The sequence below is a fragment of the Priestia veravalensis genome (genome assembly GCF_001457055.1).
Taxonomy (GTDB): domain Bacteria; phylum Bacillota; class Bacilli; order Bacillales; family Bacillaceae_H; genus Priestia; species Priestia flexa.
Window position 1 is genome coordinate 39,057 of the sequence record NZ_KQ758637.1, and the last position, 15,294, is coordinate 54,350.

The 15,294-nt window shown below is 37.9% G+C and carries 18 protein-coding genes; 11 read left to right on the plus strand and 7 right to left on the minus strand.

Annotation, left to right across the window (positions count from 1 at the left end; genetic code table 11):
- Nucleotides 1–178 precede the first annotated feature (178 nt).
- The 7 genes from AS180_RS07020 (at nucleotide 179) to AS180_RS07050 (ending at nucleotide 5,944) form a co-directional block, all read left to right on the plus strand.
- Nucleotides 179–691, plus strand: coding sequence for an acyl-CoA thioesterase (locus AS180_RS07020; protein ID WP_025910333.1), 513 nt, complete (start codon nucleotides 179–181; stop codon nucleotides 689–691).
- 104 nt (nucleotides 692–795) lie between these two features.
- Nucleotides 796–1,803 carry an aromatic ring-hydroxylating oxygenase subunit alpha gene (locus AS180_RS07025; protein WP_025910335.1) on the plus strand — a complete coding sequence of 336 codons (1,008 nt, stop codon included), beginning with the start codon at nucleotides 796–798 and terminating at the stop codon, nucleotides 1,801–1,803.
- Between the two features lie 195 nt (nucleotides 1,804–1,998).
- Nucleotides 1,999–2,658 carry a YknW family membrane protein gene (locus AS180_RS07030; RefSeq protein WP_025910336.1) on the plus strand — a complete coding sequence of 220 codons (660 nt, stop codon included), beginning with the start codon at nucleotides 1,999–2,001 and terminating at the stop codon, nucleotides 2,656–2,658.
- A complete protein-coding gene (locus AS180_RS07035; RefSeq protein ID WP_025910338.1) occupies nucleotides 2,658–3,779 on the plus strand; it encodes an efflux RND transporter periplasmic adaptor subunit in 1,122 nt (373 codons plus the stop codon). The genes AS180_RS07030 and AS180_RS07035 overlap by 1 nt, the downstream gene beginning before the upstream one ends.
- The gene (locus AS180_RS07040) at nucleotides 3,776–4,465 is read left to right on the plus strand and encodes an ABC transporter ATP-binding protein (protein WP_025910339.1); all 690 of its coding nucleotides are present in this window, start codon (nucleotides 3,776–3,778) and stop codon (nucleotides 4,463–4,465) included. Before AS180_RS07035 ends, AS180_RS07040 begins: the two co-directional genes overlap by 4 nt.
- The gene (locus AS180_RS07045; RefSeq protein WP_062686602.1) at nucleotides 4,462–5,658 is read left to right on the plus strand and encodes an ABC transporter permease; all 1,197 of its coding nucleotides are present in this window, start codon (nucleotides 4,462–4,464) and stop codon (nucleotides 5,656–5,658) included. Before AS180_RS07040 ends, AS180_RS07045 begins: the two co-directional genes overlap by 4 nt.
- 94 nt (nucleotides 5,659–5,752) lie before the next feature.
- Nucleotides 5,753–5,944 carry a hypothetical protein gene (locus tag AS180_RS07050; RefSeq protein ID WP_025910342.1) on the plus strand — a complete coding sequence of 64 codons (192 nt, stop codon included), beginning with the start codon at nucleotides 5,753–5,755 and terminating at the stop codon, nucleotides 5,942–5,944.
- Nucleotides 5,945–6,247: 303 nt separating this feature from the next.
- Here AS180_RS07050 and AS180_RS07055 read toward each other — a convergent pair whose 3' ends face one another.
- The gene (locus AS180_RS07055) at nucleotides 6,248–7,093 is read right to left on the minus strand and encodes a DUF4097 family beta strand repeat-containing protein (protein WP_061786376.1); all 846 of its coding nucleotides are present in this window, start codon (nucleotides 7,091–7,093) and stop codon (nucleotides 6,248–6,250) included.
- 389 nt (nucleotides 7,094–7,482) lie between these two features.
- On the opposite strand from AS180_RS07055, the gene AS180_RS07060 reads away from it, so the two are divergent.
- A complete protein-coding gene (locus tag AS180_RS07060) occupies nucleotides 7,483–8,271 on the plus strand; it encodes a cell wall hydrolase (protein WP_061786375.1) in 789 nt (262 codons plus the stop codon).
- A gap of 37 nt (nucleotides 8,272–8,308) precedes the next feature.
- Here AS180_RS07060 and AS180_RS07065 read toward each other — a convergent pair whose 3' ends face one another.
- Nucleotides 8,309–8,506: an IDEAL domain-containing protein gene (locus AS180_RS07065; protein ID WP_025910344.1), complete on the minus strand. Its 198-nt coding sequence runs from the start codon at nucleotides 8,504–8,506 to the stop codon at nucleotides 8,309–8,311.
- Between the two features lie 393 nt (nucleotides 8,507–8,899).
- Here AS180_RS07065 and AS180_RS22375 point away from each other — a divergent pair, with 393 nt between their 5' ends.
- Nucleotides 8,900–9,064 carry a hypothetical protein gene (locus AS180_RS22375; RefSeq protein WP_156413457.1) on the plus strand — a complete coding sequence of 55 codons (165 nt, stop codon included), beginning with the start codon at nucleotides 8,900–8,902 and terminating at the stop codon, nucleotides 9,062–9,064.
- 40 nt (nucleotides 9,065–9,104) lie between these two features.
- Here the strand turns inward: AS180_RS22375 and AS180_RS07070 are convergent, their stop codons facing one another.
- From AS180_RS07070 to AS180_RS07080, 4 genes are all read right to left on the minus strand, one after another.
- Entirely contained in the window at nucleotides 9,105–9,338 is a 234-nt protein-coding gene (locus tag AS180_RS07070) for a hypothetical protein (protein ID WP_025910345.1), read from the minus strand.
- A 130-nt stretch (nucleotides 9,339–9,468) separates the two neighbouring features.
- Nucleotides 9,469–10,734, minus strand: coding sequence for a dicarboxylate/amino acid:cation symporter (locus AS180_RS07075; protein ID WP_025910346.1), 1,266 nt, complete (start codon nucleotides 10,732–10,734; stop codon nucleotides 9,469–9,471).
- Between the two features lie 200 nt (nucleotides 10,735–10,934).
- Entirely contained in the window at nucleotides 10,935–11,078 is a 144-nt protein-coding gene (locus AS180_RS22380; RefSeq protein WP_156413458.1) for a hypothetical protein, read from the minus strand.
- 115 nt (nucleotides 11,079–11,193) lie between these two features.
- Nucleotides 11,194–12,231 carry a DctP family TRAP transporter solute-binding subunit gene (locus AS180_RS07080; RefSeq protein ID WP_062686603.1) on the minus strand — a complete coding sequence of 346 codons (1,038 nt, stop codon included), beginning with the start codon at nucleotides 12,229–12,231 and terminating at the stop codon, nucleotides 11,194–11,196.
- A gap of 135 nt (nucleotides 12,232–12,366) precedes the next feature.
- Between AS180_RS07080 and AS180_RS07085 the strand changes: the two genes are divergently transcribed.
- Complete coding sequence (locus tag AS180_RS07085; RefSeq protein ID WP_025910349.1) at nucleotides 12,367–13,944, plus strand: ATP-binding protein; 1,578 nt, start codon at nucleotides 12,367–12,369, stop codon at nucleotides 13,942–13,944.
- 26 nt (nucleotides 13,945–13,970) lie between these two features.
- Nucleotides 13,971–14,657, plus strand: a complete 687-nt coding sequence (locus AS180_RS07090) for a response regulator (protein WP_025910352.1) — start codon at nucleotides 13,971–13,973, stop codon at nucleotides 14,655–14,657.
- Nucleotides 14,658–14,698: 41 nt separating this feature from the next.
- Here AS180_RS07090 and AS180_RS07095 read toward each other — a convergent pair whose 3' ends face one another.
- Nucleotides 14,699–14,887 (minus strand): YolD-like family protein, encoded by a 189-nt coding sequence (locus AS180_RS07095; protein ID WP_025910354.1) that lies wholly within the window; start codon nucleotides 14,885–14,887, stop codon nucleotides 14,699–14,701.
- Between the last annotated feature and the right edge of the window lie 407 nt (nucleotides 14,888–15,294).

Here is a 15,294-nt window from a genome sequence, read left to right on the forward strand (position 1 = left end):
TGTTCGTCTTTTAGAAGCCATCATTTTGTTATGTCCCAAACTCTTTTTTGATTGTTATAAAGCGCTTACTGTAAATTTTGTTTGTGTTTTGAGCAAATTTTACAGTTATTTTTATGAAGATGTGCTAGTATGATGGTCTCAATAAAAGTTTTTATGTGTATAGTTGGAGGGATGGAAGATGAAAGCAAAATATTGTAGACAATCAAAAGCGGTTAGAACGAGTCGCGTATTTCCAAATGATACAAATAATCATCAAACGTTATTTGGTGGTAAGCTCATGAGCGATATTGATATGATTGCTTCAATTTCTGCTTCTCGTCATAGCCGAGCAGAGTGCGTAACAGCATCAACTGATTCTGTGCATTTCTTACATCCGATTACTCCGCAGGATTCGGTATGTTTTGAATCATATGTATCTTGGACAGGCCGATCTTCAATGGAGATCTTTGTGAAAATCATAAAAGAAAATTTAAAATCAGGAGAGCGAAAAATTGCTGCTACGTCCTTTATCACTTTTGTTGCGCTTGGAGAAGATGGAAAGCCTTGCGAAGTGCCGAGCGTAATCCCAGAAACGGATGAAGAAAAGTATTTATATCAAACGGCACCTGAGCGAGCAAAAATTAGAAAGAATGTGCGCGCTAACAGCAATAGCTTAGCACAGTTCTTAAGCCTCGAGCAGCCGTGGAACTAAATGTAAATTATATGTCAGCTAACCTTACCAACTAAAAGACGGATTGTGCTGGAGATGCTAATCTTTAAAATATCATTTTCGTCTACAAACTGGAGGGGAAGCAGATGTTTAAAGATACTGTATTAGCAAAAGAATGGCTGCCAGTTGCGTACAGTCAAGATCTAGGAGCGGATCCACTTGCTGTGAAGGTATTGGAAGAGAGAGTAGTGCTTTTTCGGGTAAGAGGAGCAATTAAAGCCTTTAAAGACCTTTGCATTCACCGAGGAGCTGCTTTGTCGCTTGGTAAGGTAAAAGATGATTGCATCGTTTGTCCTTATCATGGATGGGAATATAATGTGGATGGACAATGTAAAAAAATTCCGCAGCAGCCACCGAATAGAGCGATTCCACTCAAAGCAAAAGCTATTGTATATCAGTGCAGAGAAGTATACGGAATGATTTGGGTTCGACTCAGTGAACAAGGATCTGATGCAGCAGAACCTCTTCCTTACTATGAGGAATATAATCACCCATCTTTTAAGACTGTCCATGCGTATGCTCATACGATGAATGCAGCAGCACCTCGCGTGGTTGAGAATTTTTTGGATGTGAGCCATCTTGCATTTGTTCATGAAGGAAGCTTAGGACATCCAGATTATACAGAAATTCCGGATTACAAAGTGAACTGGCGTGATAACCACTACGTCTCAGACGAGATTGAAGTATATGCTGATGCGGACGGCACAGGGAACTGGTCAACCATTTACTATACGTTTGAAATTCTTCGCCCGACGGTTGCGCGGTTGAAAAAAGTGAATTATCAAACCAACGAAATCTTCTCCATGCTGTTTGCCGTATTGCCCCAAGAACAGCTGAAATCAACCGTTTTTGCACTCGTATCACGAAATTATGAGCTGGATAAGCCAGATGAATATTTTCAAGAATTTCAACAGCTTATCATCGAACAAGATACAGGCATTGTTGAAAGTCAAAAGCCAGAAGAACTTCCGTTAGACTTACAAGCAGAGCTGCATCTTAATCCTGATCGCGTTAGCATTGCATACCGAAAATGGTTAGGAGAGCTTGGCGTTGAGTTTGGAAGCGATGTGGGAAGAAAGGCAAAAACTATATAATAAGAAAGAAAAGATGCCGTTTATCTTAATAAGCAGCATCTTTTTTGTTGAGTATAAAACTATAAAAGTAAAAATATAGTAAATAAGTAAACTTTATTACATTTTTATGTTAAAATGTTACTGATTTGTTTATAACTTATCAGGGTTCTGTGTAAAGGTAAACAAATAAAAATTTATTGAAAAAGGAGCTATTATATGAATCCAGAAATTACGACGACCGAACAGAAGCAGGGGCCAAAGCCGTCCGTATTTAAGTTTATTTTTAGTCCAGGTGCTGAGTTTGACAAAATGAAGCAGCGTCCGGCGATTGTGGCTTCACTCATTCTCGTTATCTTACTAAGTGCCGTTGCATTCGCACTTAGTGCCATTACGCCAGAAAGCTTGGCTTCTTTACAGGAGCTTGGGATTGAGCCAGATGATTCTATGAAATTGTTTAGCATGATTGGAGCTGGAATTGGAGCGTTAATTGTCACGCCTATCGCGCTGTTAATTGGTGCAGGAATCCTTTTACTTATTGTAAAAATCGGAAAAGGAACAGCAAAGTATAAGCACATGTTTAGTTTAACAGCATTTATTACGTTCATTACAATGCTTGGTTTATTACTAAATACAGTCATTGCAGTTGTGGCTGGAACAGGAACAAATATAACGTCTTTAAATGGTTTAATTGGAGCTGAAGGAGCTGTTGGTGGCGTATTAGCAAGCATTGAAATTTTCTCGATTTGGTCGCTAATCTTAACAGCAATGGGCTTACAAAAAGTAGGCGGTTTATCTAAAAAAGCTGCAATTATTATTGCTAGTGTCTTTTTTGTACTGTCTGTTATTTCACAAATTATAGGAAGTGTTATGGCGTAATGAAAAAAGGTATAATCATCACAGTTGTTTCTCTCTTAATCGTAGTACTAATTGGTGTAAACGTGTTTAAAGCACAGAAAAGTGAAGACGTACAAGTTAGCGTGACGTCATTAAAAGATATGACGTTGCGCAGTACGGTTATGATTCCAGGTACTCTTAAGCTTGCCGATGAGCAGTATGTGTATTATCAGCCAGAAAATGGTGAGATTGAAGATATTAAAGTAACAGAAGGTACAAGAGTTCAAGTTGGCACACCGCTTGTCACATATACAAATGATGATTTAGAGCTTGAAAAAGAACAAAATAAGCTTGGCGAAAAATCGAATGAACTACAGGTTAGCTCACTAAATAAGCAGATTGCTAAGCTGAAAGATAAGCAGAAGAAGCTGGAAAAAGAACTTCCAAAAGAAGAAGCGAAAGCGCAAATAGAAGAAGAACGTACTCAGCTTAATTTAGATCTTGAAACAGCAAAAATTGAAGCTGAACGCAACAAGCTAGAGCGCAAGTCATTAACAAAGAAAGAGAATAATCTCACTGAAAAAAGTGAATTAGCTGGCACAGTGCTGTCTGTGGATAAAGAAGCTGCTCACAACACAAGCGAGGTTCAAAAGCCGCTTATACATATTGGCAATACGGATCAATATTTGGCAACAGGTGTTCTATCAGAATATGATGCTCTTAATATTGAAGTAGGTCAGCCAGTAAAAATTACATCTGATGTGGTGCCGGACAAAGAGTGGGAAGGATCAGTTCAGCAAGTTGATTTCTTACCACAGCAGTCCGATGCAGCAAGTGGTGGAGACGCAGCGAATCAATATCCAGTACAAGTAAAGGTAACGGATGAAGGGATTAAAAGTATTCGTCCAGGCTTTAAGCTTTTATTAGAAATTGAAACTGAAAGCAAAAAAGCAAAAGCCGTTCCATCAAAAGCAATTGTCAATGAAGGCGATGAGAAGTATGTGTATATCGTAAAAGATGGAAAAGCTGTTAAGCGAGAAGTGAAGGTTGGTCAAACAACAAACAAGTCAATTGAAATTGTTAAAGGCATTACGAGTAAGGATCAAATCATCTCAAATCCATCTAATGAGCTAGCAGATGGTGTGGAAGTGACAGTGAAATGATTAAATTAGAAAATATCTCTAAAAGCTATCGTCTTGGGAAAGAAGAAGTTCCTATTTTAAAAGGGATTGATTTAACGATTAAAGACGGTGAGTTTGTTGCCATTATGGGTCCTTCAGGTTCGGGTAAATCAACCTTGATGAACATTATTGGTTGTTTAGATCGACCAACTTCAGGTGCTTACTTTTTAAATGAACTCGAGATTTCAACGTACAGTGATGATCAGCTAGCTAAGGTGCGAAATGAACAGATTGGATTTGTGTTTCAGCAATTCCAGCTGTTGCCGCGGTTAAAAGCCGTGGAAAATGTAGAGCTGCCGATGGTCTATACAGGCATATCTCGAAAAGAGCGACGCAAGCGTGCTGAAGCTGCGCTGTTAAAGGTAGGATTAGGTGAAAGAATCAATCACTTACCAAATGAGCTATCGGGTGGACAAAAGCAGCGTGTTGCTATTGCTCGTGCCATCGTTAATAAGCCTAGTCTCATTTTAGCAGACGAACCAACGGGAGCGCTTGATACAAAAACAAGCGTATCAATTATGGAGGAATTTGCTGCTTTAAACAAAGATGGAACAACCGTAGTGGTCATCACTCATGAGCCAGAAGTAGCTGAATATGCTTCAAGAACAATATTAGTTCGTGATGGAAATATCGTTGCGTACAACGGTAAGGAGAGTCTTGAACTATGAGCATGATGGAAAATATTCGTATGGCTTTGGCGTCGGTTGTTGCGCATAAGCTGCGCTCGCTCTTGACGATGCTCGGTATTATTATCGGGGTTGCAGCAGTTATTATCGTTGTAGCGATTGGTCAAGGTGGAGAGCAGATGCTTAAATCGCAAATTACAGGCGATAGCAATACGGTTGATTTAATGTACGAACCTTCAGAGGAAGAAATACAAACAAACCCAAACATTTGGGAGCAGGCGTTTTTTACGTCGCAAGATATTGATAATCTAGGAAAGTTACCAGGTGTTGAAAACGTTGTGGCATCTCTACAGGAAATGATGTCGGTCCGTTATAAAGAAGACACGTTAGATACAACGGTATATGCTATTAACCAGTCGTATTTGGACGTAAATGATTTAAAAATTGCACAGGGACAAAGCTTAACCGATGGTGATTTTTTATCGGGTAACCGAGTTGCTCTTATCAGCGATGAGCTAAACAAGGAAATGTTTAAAGATAGCAGTGGCCTTGGCGAAATCATTTGGGTGAAAAACCAGCCAATTGAAGTTGTAGGAATTTTAGAAAAGCCAACCGGCATATTAGGGTCATTTGGCATGATGGAAGTGTATATGCCGAGCAACACGTATAAATCAAGCTTTGGAAAAGTAGACTATACGTCTGTAAGTCTTCAAGCTTCCAATCCAGATGAATTACAAACTGTTGGAGAGAGCGCAGCAAATCTATTAAATGAAACGTACGGAACAGAAGATTCCTACACCGTCATGAATATGGAAGCCATTGCGGATGGCATTGGGCAAGTCACAACAATTATGACAATAATTATTGGTTCAATTGCTGGAATCTCATTATTAGTTGGCGGCATCGGCGTTATGAATATCATGCTTGTATCGGTTACAGAAAGAACAAGAGAAATAGGTATTCGTAAAGCTCTCGGCGCAACGAAAAGACAGATTTTAACACAGTTCTTGATTGAATCAATAACGCTAACGTTAATCGGCGGTATCGTTGGCATTTTACTTGGAGCAGGCGGTGCTTCTATCGTTTCGATGTTTGCAGGATGGCCACCGTTAATTTCATGGCAAATTATTGTCATTGGACTATTGTTCTCAATGACAATTGGCGTGATTTTTGGAATGCTTCCAGCAAATAAAGCAGCCAAGCTCGATCCGATTGAAGCGTTAAGATATGAATAAGGAAGAAAATCACTCAAAACCAGAGTGATTTTCTTTTTTTAGATGAATGTATAATATAATAGAAGATAAGGGGACATGAATAGGGGGAGAGAGGATGACCATTTCACTTTTTCTTATTTTGTTTGTGGGGATTGTTTCGCTAGTCGGGACGATATGGATTGCGAATAACGATGACAAACAGTATAAAAAGACTGAAAAAAAACGAATTCGAAACTTATCATTTATTTATGTAGCGCTACTAGTAGGTTCTGCTATTGCCGTTGCTGTTTATATTGCAAATATTTAATTTGGAAAGTAGGTTACCTTGAACCTCGAATATTATTAGAGGGTAAAGATTATTTAACTAGCGTACTTGAAGAAGAGGTTAAACTGTTGTGGTAGGTAGCTGAGGTATTTCAGTCACTTAGATATCCGAACGATTGCTGACTTGCAATCGTTCGGATGTTTTTTTGTTGATTCCGAAAACAAGTTAAAAAACTAGTGGAATGCAGCGCAATAGAACGGACGTGTTCTCACTGCCTAACTATGTTCGAACAGTCATGGTTTGTCTTTGAGAAGAAATCATTTAGTTATGTCCCAGCTGCGGTTTTTATCGCAAATTGAAATCTCCGCTTGAGACATCTACGTCTATTCGATGCGTACCCTTCCCATTCGTAGCTTGAATTTCATCTTCTTGTTCTTTCATTGTTTTAAAGTTAAATCGATTATTAATATCTCCCGTGCTCGCTTTGGCTTGTAAGGTAATATCAGCTTTAGGTGGCAGCGTAACAGTCATGTCTCCAGAGCTAACGTGAGCTTTAATCGAATCAACCACTCTATTTATAGAAATAGAAGCATCACCTGAAGACACGTGAGAATCCAACTTTCCTTCGTAGTTTTTAATCGTAATATCTCCTGACTGTAAATCAACTGAGCCTTCTTTTGTGCGCACTTTGTTGATTACGAGGTCTCCTGAGGAAACATTGATATCTAATTTATCCGCATCAATTCCTTGAATAACAGTATAGCCAGATTGGACTTTAACTGAAAAATTAGTAAGAGATAAAGAGGTTTCGTTAAACTCTACATCGCCTGAACCTACGTTTAGCTCTAAATCATTGCTGTATTCTTTTGGAATATAAATTGTTAATTTACTGCTATTACCGAATGAGAAAAATGAAAAAGGCTTATTTTTATACGTAACGGTAATCGTTTTTCCATTGCGTTGAACATTTACTTTTCCCTTCCCTTGTAAATCCGCTTTTACTTCTTTTCCGTTATATTCTTCAATGACTGTATTTACGTTCGCTGTTTTAAGCTTAATACTTTCAATTGAATTTGTCAGAGCTGCTTCGGTTTTGGAGGATCCTAACGTCCATGTAGATGTGGTAAATGGATTAGTCAAAAGAAAAGCAGCTCCGATAAATACTAGAACCAAAAACAATAGTTTTTTCATGCTTCACCCTGCTTTCAATTTTATAAAGAAATAAGATACATCACCAATGTTATCCATTTTGTGGGAGTTAATCAATAGCCCGAGGAATGAATTATAGGTAAGACCTGAGATGTAGTTGGAGATTGGAATATACTTACTTATTTTTCTAAAATAATGAATGGGTTTCAGTTGCCGAAAGCTAAAAGTAAAAATAATCCATAAAATTCAAGTAACAGTTATAAAAATGTTAGTTTCATTACGAATTTTAAAGGAATTGTATGGTTTGTAATATTATTGTTTCTCTTGTAAGAAACTTAATCCAATCTGAACAAATGTTACCCATTCTTTCAATGAAACTGGCTTTCTCTATGCTAAGATAATGTCAGGTTATTTTTTCGGGAGGTATTTTTATGAAAAAAGGAAAATTGACAAAGTGGGTCATTACATCAGCTGCATCACTTTCATTTTTTGGAGTACAAGGAACAGCTGCATCAGCTGCATCTCATAAAGTATCGACAGGAGATACGCTGTGGAAGCTTAGTCAACAAGAAGGTGTATCGGTAGATGAATTAAAACAAGCGAATAATCGCACGAATGATATGATTTATGTTGGAGAAGTCCTAACAATTCCAGAAAAAGAGACAGTACATACAGTAGTACAAGGTGAGACATTGTTTAGTATTTCACAGACATATAATACAAGCGTAGATCGTTTGAAAGATTTAAACGGATTACAAGGTGATCTTATTAACGTAGGACAACAGCTAGTTGTAACGGGACAAGGAGCTTCTGAAACGGCACCAGCACCACAGCCTACAAACGTAGGAGTTGAGGAAGCGGAAAAAGATTTATTAGCAAGGTTAGTAGAAGCAGAAGCGAAAGGTGAGCCGTACCAAGGTAAAGTAGCGGTAGCAACCGTGGTTATGAATCGTGTGGCGTCAGCCCAATTCCCTAACAGCATTACAGAGGTTATTAATCAACCTTTAGCTAACGGTGGTTACGAGTTTTCTCCAGTAGGCAATGGAACGATTAATCAGCCTGCTTCTGAGGAGTCAAGACGTGCTGTAGAAGAAGCGTTAGCAAATCCAGATCATCAAAACCCTGCGCTGTTTTTCTATAATCCACAGATTGCAACAAATTCGTGGTTAGAAACAAAGCAAGTAACAGCAGTTATCGGAAATCACGTATTTGCTAAATAAAAAGAAACGAGGATTTCCCTCGTTTCTTTTTTATTGCTTATAGATATGCTTGTAACTGTTGCGATAGTTTAAGAAATTCTTGTTTGTTACGATGTAATAAGGCATGATCAATTTCTTTTTGAAGCTGTTGTTTTTGAAACATCCGAAGCGCATGATCTAATACCATTTCAGCCGTTAATGAATTCATTGTATCTTCTTCATTTTGTTTCTGGATATGATTCAAATGCTTTTCCACGGGGAAATCAACTCCTCAGAAATTTTTAGTTCCCTATTCATGCTCTAAGCTATGCGATGTTTCTAAAAATGGTTCGTAGCTTACAGCCTATGGGGGAGATAAGAAAGCCATTTAAAATCGAATTAAGTAATGATAATTGTACTATAACAGGATATGTATATCAACTTTGTTATATAATTGATTGTCGTCTTTTTCTGACAAAAATCTATGGTCTAAACAAGAGTGTTCTAGCATAGGTGACCTTCTTATTCTTTATGAGTGTTTCCTATATTCCATTTGCTTATTCGCATTATTCTATTTATTCATTGTACATATGAGATATTATTCGTATAAGATATGTATAAACATCAGTTTTTGAAAGCGTTAACATTAATTGTGAGAGGGGAACATAAAATGTCAGTGCTTACATTGAAACGCTATATTTTGAGTGAAAGGGAACGCGAAAAATTAGAAGATGCATTGCTTACTAGCTTTCCAGAATGTGAATCTGTTGTGTGGCAGCTAGATGATGTAGAGCTTGGGGAATTGTATCACAAAAAAATGCAGATAAAAGCTTGATTATAAAAAAAGGGCAACGTTTCATCAGAAAACGTTGCCTTTATTCTTGCGTGGACGAGTCAATGCCGTATGCAAAGGGAATTAATGCACAGATTAAAGCAGCAGTTAGCTCAAATGTGAGCTGTAAGCCGTTAAGTTCATGACTTTGAAACATTAAAATCTTTTCAACCGTGCCAAATATAATAAAACCGAGGATGAGATAGCGTGCAATCCAAATCGCTTGTCTATAAGAAAGCAAGCCTTGTTTTAAATGCGCTGTAATGGTCTGAATCATATTTTTTCCTCCTTACCCAAACTAGTTATCTTTTAAACCTATTTTTATTGTAACAAATTATTTGATACTGTTAATTATTTAAAGTTTTCCATTCGAAAAACCTTCCTCAATCAGCTGAGGAAGGTTCTCTTTATTTTGCAAGTGGTATTGAAGAATCAGAACTTTGAGGTGGAGCTGGTGGATGAAATTCGTTTTCCATTTTTGAAACAACAACCGTTGCAACTCCGTTTCCAATTAAGTTCGTAATAGCACGAGCTTCAGACATAAAGCGATCCACACCAATTAATAATGCAAGACCTTCAACAGGAATCATTGGGAAGGCTGCTAATGTTGCTGCTAGAGTGATAAACCCAGAACCCGTTACGCCAGCGGCACCTTTTGATGTTAGCATTAACACACCTAGTAGCGTTAACTCTTGCCAAATCGTTAAGTCAACTCCGTAGGCTTGTGCAATAAAAATTGCTGCCATTGATAGATAAATAGATGTCCCATCAAGGTTGAATGAATAACCAGTAGGGATAACCAGACCTACAACGGACTTAGAGCACCCGTATTGCTCCATACGATTCATCATTTTTGGTAAAGCTGATTCAGATGACGATGTACCAAGCACGAGTAAAATTTCTTCTTTAATAAACGCAATGAATTTTAAAATACTGAAGCCATAAAATTTAGCAATTGTACCTAAAACAAAAATGATGAATAAGAACATCGTAATATAGACAGATCCCATTAATTTTCCGAGCGAAACAAGTGAACCAATTCCAAAATTTCCGATTGTATAAGCCATCGCGCCGAAAGCAGCAATTGGAGAAATCTTCATAATCATATTAACGATTCCGAAGAAAATATCCGTCACTCGTTCAAAGAATGTAATGACAGGTGCTGCTTTTTCGCCTAGAGCTGCTGTTGCAAGTCCAAATAACACGGCAAAAAATAAGATTGGAAGCAGTTCTCCGTTAGCCATTGCTCCAAAGACGCTATCTGGAATAATGCTCATCACAAAGTCCATGAATCCATGTTCAGCTTCGGCTGCTTGCTTCGTATACTCAGAGACGTCAGCTCCCTGTGCTCCGCTTATATTAAAGCCTTCACCAGGTTTTACGAAGTTAACAACAAGAATACCAATAGCTAAAGCGAACGTTGTGACAATTTCAAAATAAAGAAGTGCTTTACCACCAATACGCCCGACTTTTTTCAAATCGCCCATACCACCAATTCCAATGACAACAGTTAAAAAGATAATCGGTGCGATAACCATTTTAATTAATTTAATAAAGATGTCAGCTAATACTTTCAGCTGCGCGCCGAATTCAGGAAAAATAAACCCAACCATAATCCCTAAGATAATCCCAATAATAACGCGAACTGTTAAGTTGTTAAAATTAATCTTCATCTTCCATCCCCCTTGATTCATAATTTGACAGCGTTTTCATTTATCTTGTAAACCTATAGTACCGCATATGAATGGGGGGTGAAATTTCTGGTGATAATGGTCTTTTTGTTCATTAAGTTCTTAGAATTTTCATAGAAAAGAGTTTGGGACATAACAAAATAATTGCTTCTAAAAGACGAGCAATAGCCGTTCCCATCTCTTTAGGTTATCTGAACACGTTCGTTCCATTGCGTTACGGCCACTCGCTTTCTGCGGGGAGGAACCTGAGCTTCCTCGCTGCGCTTTGGGATCTCAGGTTTACCTCTTTTTCCCGCAGGAGTCGAGTGTCCTACGCTCCATTCCACCCTGTTTCCAACATTGTTTTCACAATCAACAAAAAACCTGAGCGATTAAAAGTGAGGAACTCTCAATCGTTCAGGTATAGTAGAGGCTGAACTACTTATGTCTCAGTCTCTTTAATTACTTCTTATATGTTTCTTCCACAATATCTTTTGTTAAACGCTTTTGAAACTCTGTATAAAGTGGTTTAAAGCGCTGTTTCCACTTATCTCTTTCCTGTTCTGTTAAATAATGAACTTGAATCGAAGACTCACTTTTAATTTTTTCGAGCTGCTGATCATTCATTCCTTTCGAGTGCTCCCACATCCAAGCTGTTGTTTCCTCCATCGCATTTGAAAGCAGAAGTTGAACATCGGGAGGCAAGCTGTTCCAATAGCTCTCGTCCATCATGACCGCATAGCCTAAGTAGCCGTGATTACTAATCGTCATGTAGCGCTGCAGCATATATAAACGCTTTGAATAGATATTTGAAATTGTGTTCTCTTGACCGTCAAACTCTTGTTTTTCCAGCGATTCATACACTCGGTTAAATGGAGCAATGGTAGGTTTAGCATCAAGTAGATCAAACTGCTTTTTTATGACTTCGCTTGGCATAATACGAAAGCGTTGGCCTTTAAAGTCATCCGGGACAGCCAGCTTTTTTTGACTACTCGTCATTTGTTTAAATCCATTGTTCCAGAATGCTAGTCCTTTTAAATTTTCTTTTTTGAGAGATGCTTGCAGACTCTTGCCAATCTGACCGTTTAACGCGGCTTCAACTTCACCTTCATCTTTAAACATAAATGGGAGGTCAAAAAGTAGCCAATCCTCGTTTAAATCTGCAAGTTTTGAGAAAGAAGGAGCAATCATTTGAACGTCATTTCGTCTTAAAGCATCTACTTCTTCTGTATCAGAATAGAGCACACTATTTGAGAAAACTTCAACTTTAACCTTGCCATCTGATCGTTCATTAACAACCTTGGCAAACTTTTGAGCTGCTAATCCTTTTGGGGTGTTTTCAGCTACAACATGACTAAAGTTAATCACAATCTGCTCATCCAGTCCTCGTTGTTCATCATCTCTATAGACGTGTTCTGAATGTAAAAACGAAGGAGGGAAAAGCAAAATATAAGTAAAGAAAGCGCTGACAAATAAAGCTGTTACAATAAATATTCGCATAGGGTCTTACTCTCAGCTCCTCGCATCTCGATGAGAAGAATTGTAATCTTATGATTTATTTTACCATGCAGATTTGGAGCATGGTAAAATAAATATAGATAGTATATGTGAGAAAGAAGAGGTAGCTTAGGCTTTATGAATCGATTTTCAATGCAAACGAAAATGACTGCCTTAATCTTTTTTATTATCGTCTTTGCGCTGTTTTTAGCCGGTCTTGTCGTGATTAAAGAGTTTGTGGAATCAAAGGAAGAAGATTTACGTCAGAGAGCTCTTGTAACATCAAGAACTGTAGCTGAAATGACGGAGGTTAGCGAAAAGATAACGGGAGATGAACAAAAAAGGCAGAAAATTAACACAATAGTAGACCCCATTCGAATTATTCACGGGGCAGATTATGTAGTGGTACTTGATATGGAAAAGATAAGGCTGTCTCATCCAGTCAACGCTATGATTGGCACAAAATCGCATGGTGAAGATGAAGGACAAGCATTTGCTGAACACACATACACGGATAAGGCCAAAGGAGAAAGTGGCACCGTGGTGCGTTCACTCGTTCCAATTATTAATCACCACCATGAACAGGTTGGCGTTGTAATTAGTGGTTATTTGTTGCCGACTTTTTCAGAAGTTATACAGAGCTTGAAAAAAGAGATTTTTATCATCAGTCTGCTAATTCTACTATTTGGTGGATGGGGAGCTTGGGTACTAGCTTCTCACATAAAAAAGCAAATGTTTGAGTTAGAACCAGATGAGATTGCACGGCTATTTGTTGAGCGAACGGAAACCTTTAACGCTATGCATGAAGCTGTAATCGCGATTGATAAAGATGAGTATATTACAATTTTTAACGATAAAGCAAAAACCATTATGAATATTCATGATGATGTAATTGGAAAATTGATTTATGACGTCATTCCAGATACCCGTTTACCAGAGATTTTACAGCTGAATCAACCAGTTTATAACAAAGAGCTTCAAGTACGGAATTTAACGATTTTAAGCAATCGGGTTCCAATTAAGGTAAAAGGAGAAACGGTAGGAGCAGTTGCGATTTTCCAGGACCGAACTGAAGTAAAGAAGCTAGCTGAAGAACTAACTGGGGTAAAAGCATTTGTCAGTGCACTTCGCGTTCAAAGTCATGAATATATGAATAAGCTTCATACAATTGCAGGGCTGATACAGCTTGGAAACAATGAAAAAGCGCTGGAGTACGTCTTCGATGTTTCCGAGCAGCAGGAAGAATTGACGAATTTCTTACACAAAAATATTAAAAATGAAAGCATATCAGGCTTGTTAATTAGCAAAGTAAGCAGAGGAAAAGAATTGGGAATTACGTTAACAATTGATAAGCATAGCTATTTAGAAACGTTTCCTCAGCATTTAGATCATCATGATTTTGTAATCATTATTGGGAATTTGATTGAAAACGCTTTCGATTCGTATGCTAACTCTTTTCAGGATGAGAAAGAAGTCTATGTCAGCATTGAACAAACAGAGGACGTGTTGTCTATTTTGGTAGAGGATAACGGATGCGGCATGGCTAAAGAAGAAGCGAAGCATATCTTTGAAGAGGGATTTTCGACAAAGGCAAAGGAAAATCGAGGTATTGGTCTTTATTTAATTCACCAAATTGTTCAAAAAGGTGATGGAGATATTGCGATTGAAACAGAATATGGGCGTGGCACGGCGTTTACCATTACATTTGTACTATAGGTTATAAGTGAAAAGGGGATGGAAGTATGACAAAAAGCCAATGGAAGGTACTTGTGATTGAAGATGATTTAATGGTTCAAGAAGTGAATAAGCAATTCATCGAGCAGGTGGAAGGGTTTGTAGTGACAAACGTCGCATCAAACGGAGTAGAAGGGTTACAAATGATTGAAAAAGATAATCCGGATCTAATCATCATCGACATGTATATGCCGAATCAAGACGGACTTACCACACTTCAAAAAATTCGCTCAAAGGGCTATCAATCAGATGTAATTGCCGTCACAGCGGCCAGTGACAGTGAAACGGTCAAGCGTGTATTGCAATACGGAGCCGTTGATTATATTATGAAGCCATTTAAGTTTGAACGCATGAAGCAAGCTTTAGAAAACTATCGACAGCGCCAAACCAAACTAAGCAAAAGCGAATCTATCACTCAAGATGAAGTCGATACGCTATTATTTAAAACAGCCGCTGAGAAAAATCCAACGTTACCGAAAGGGTTAAACACGGTCACGTTAGCTGGAATCCGGTCGTATTTACATAGCCAAACTGATCCAATTTCAGCAGAAGAAGTTGCAGAAGGAATGGGTATTGCAAGGGTCACGGCACGTCGATACTTAGAGTATTTAGATCAAGAGAAAGAAGTTGAGCTTTACGTAGAGTATGGCCGAGTCGGCAGGCCTGTTAACCGTTATCTATTGCAACAAAAGTAGTCATAAAAAAGACCGGTTCTTTGCTGGACCGGTCTCTGTAGCTATGATTCATAGATTTCTTTAATTCCTGATAAGCGTAAAGATAACGTATTGTGATTTTCATCCTGTAAAGATAATGTTTGTTCGACTAGGTTTAACTGTTTCACTTTTCCTTTGAAAGTTTCTAATAAACCATCACGATAATAATTAACTGTAACAGAACCGTTTTTTCGTAAAGCTTTTAAAATCATTAGATAATCTCCTCTCATTGTATGTTTTATTTATGAAAACCGAAGTAAAATGTAAGCAGTTTTTTATCTACTTTTAGTATACACAAAAATAGTAAGCGTTTTCACTAAAAAAATGAACACTTTGTGAAATTTTACACATCTACTTTCAAAAAGAATCTTTACAACGTAAATCTTACTCTTTCTTTATGAAATTCAAGTGAAAAAACTGTTAATCTCATGTTAAGAGTTTGTTACCTAAAGGTTTTCTTGACAAACACCTTTGCCTCTACTATACCTGAACGATTGAGAGTTCATAACTTTTAATCATTCAGATTTTTTGGTTGATTGTGAAAACAATGTTGGAAACAGGGTGGAATGGAGCGTAGGACACTCGACTCCTGCGGGAAAGAGAGGGAAAACGGAGATCC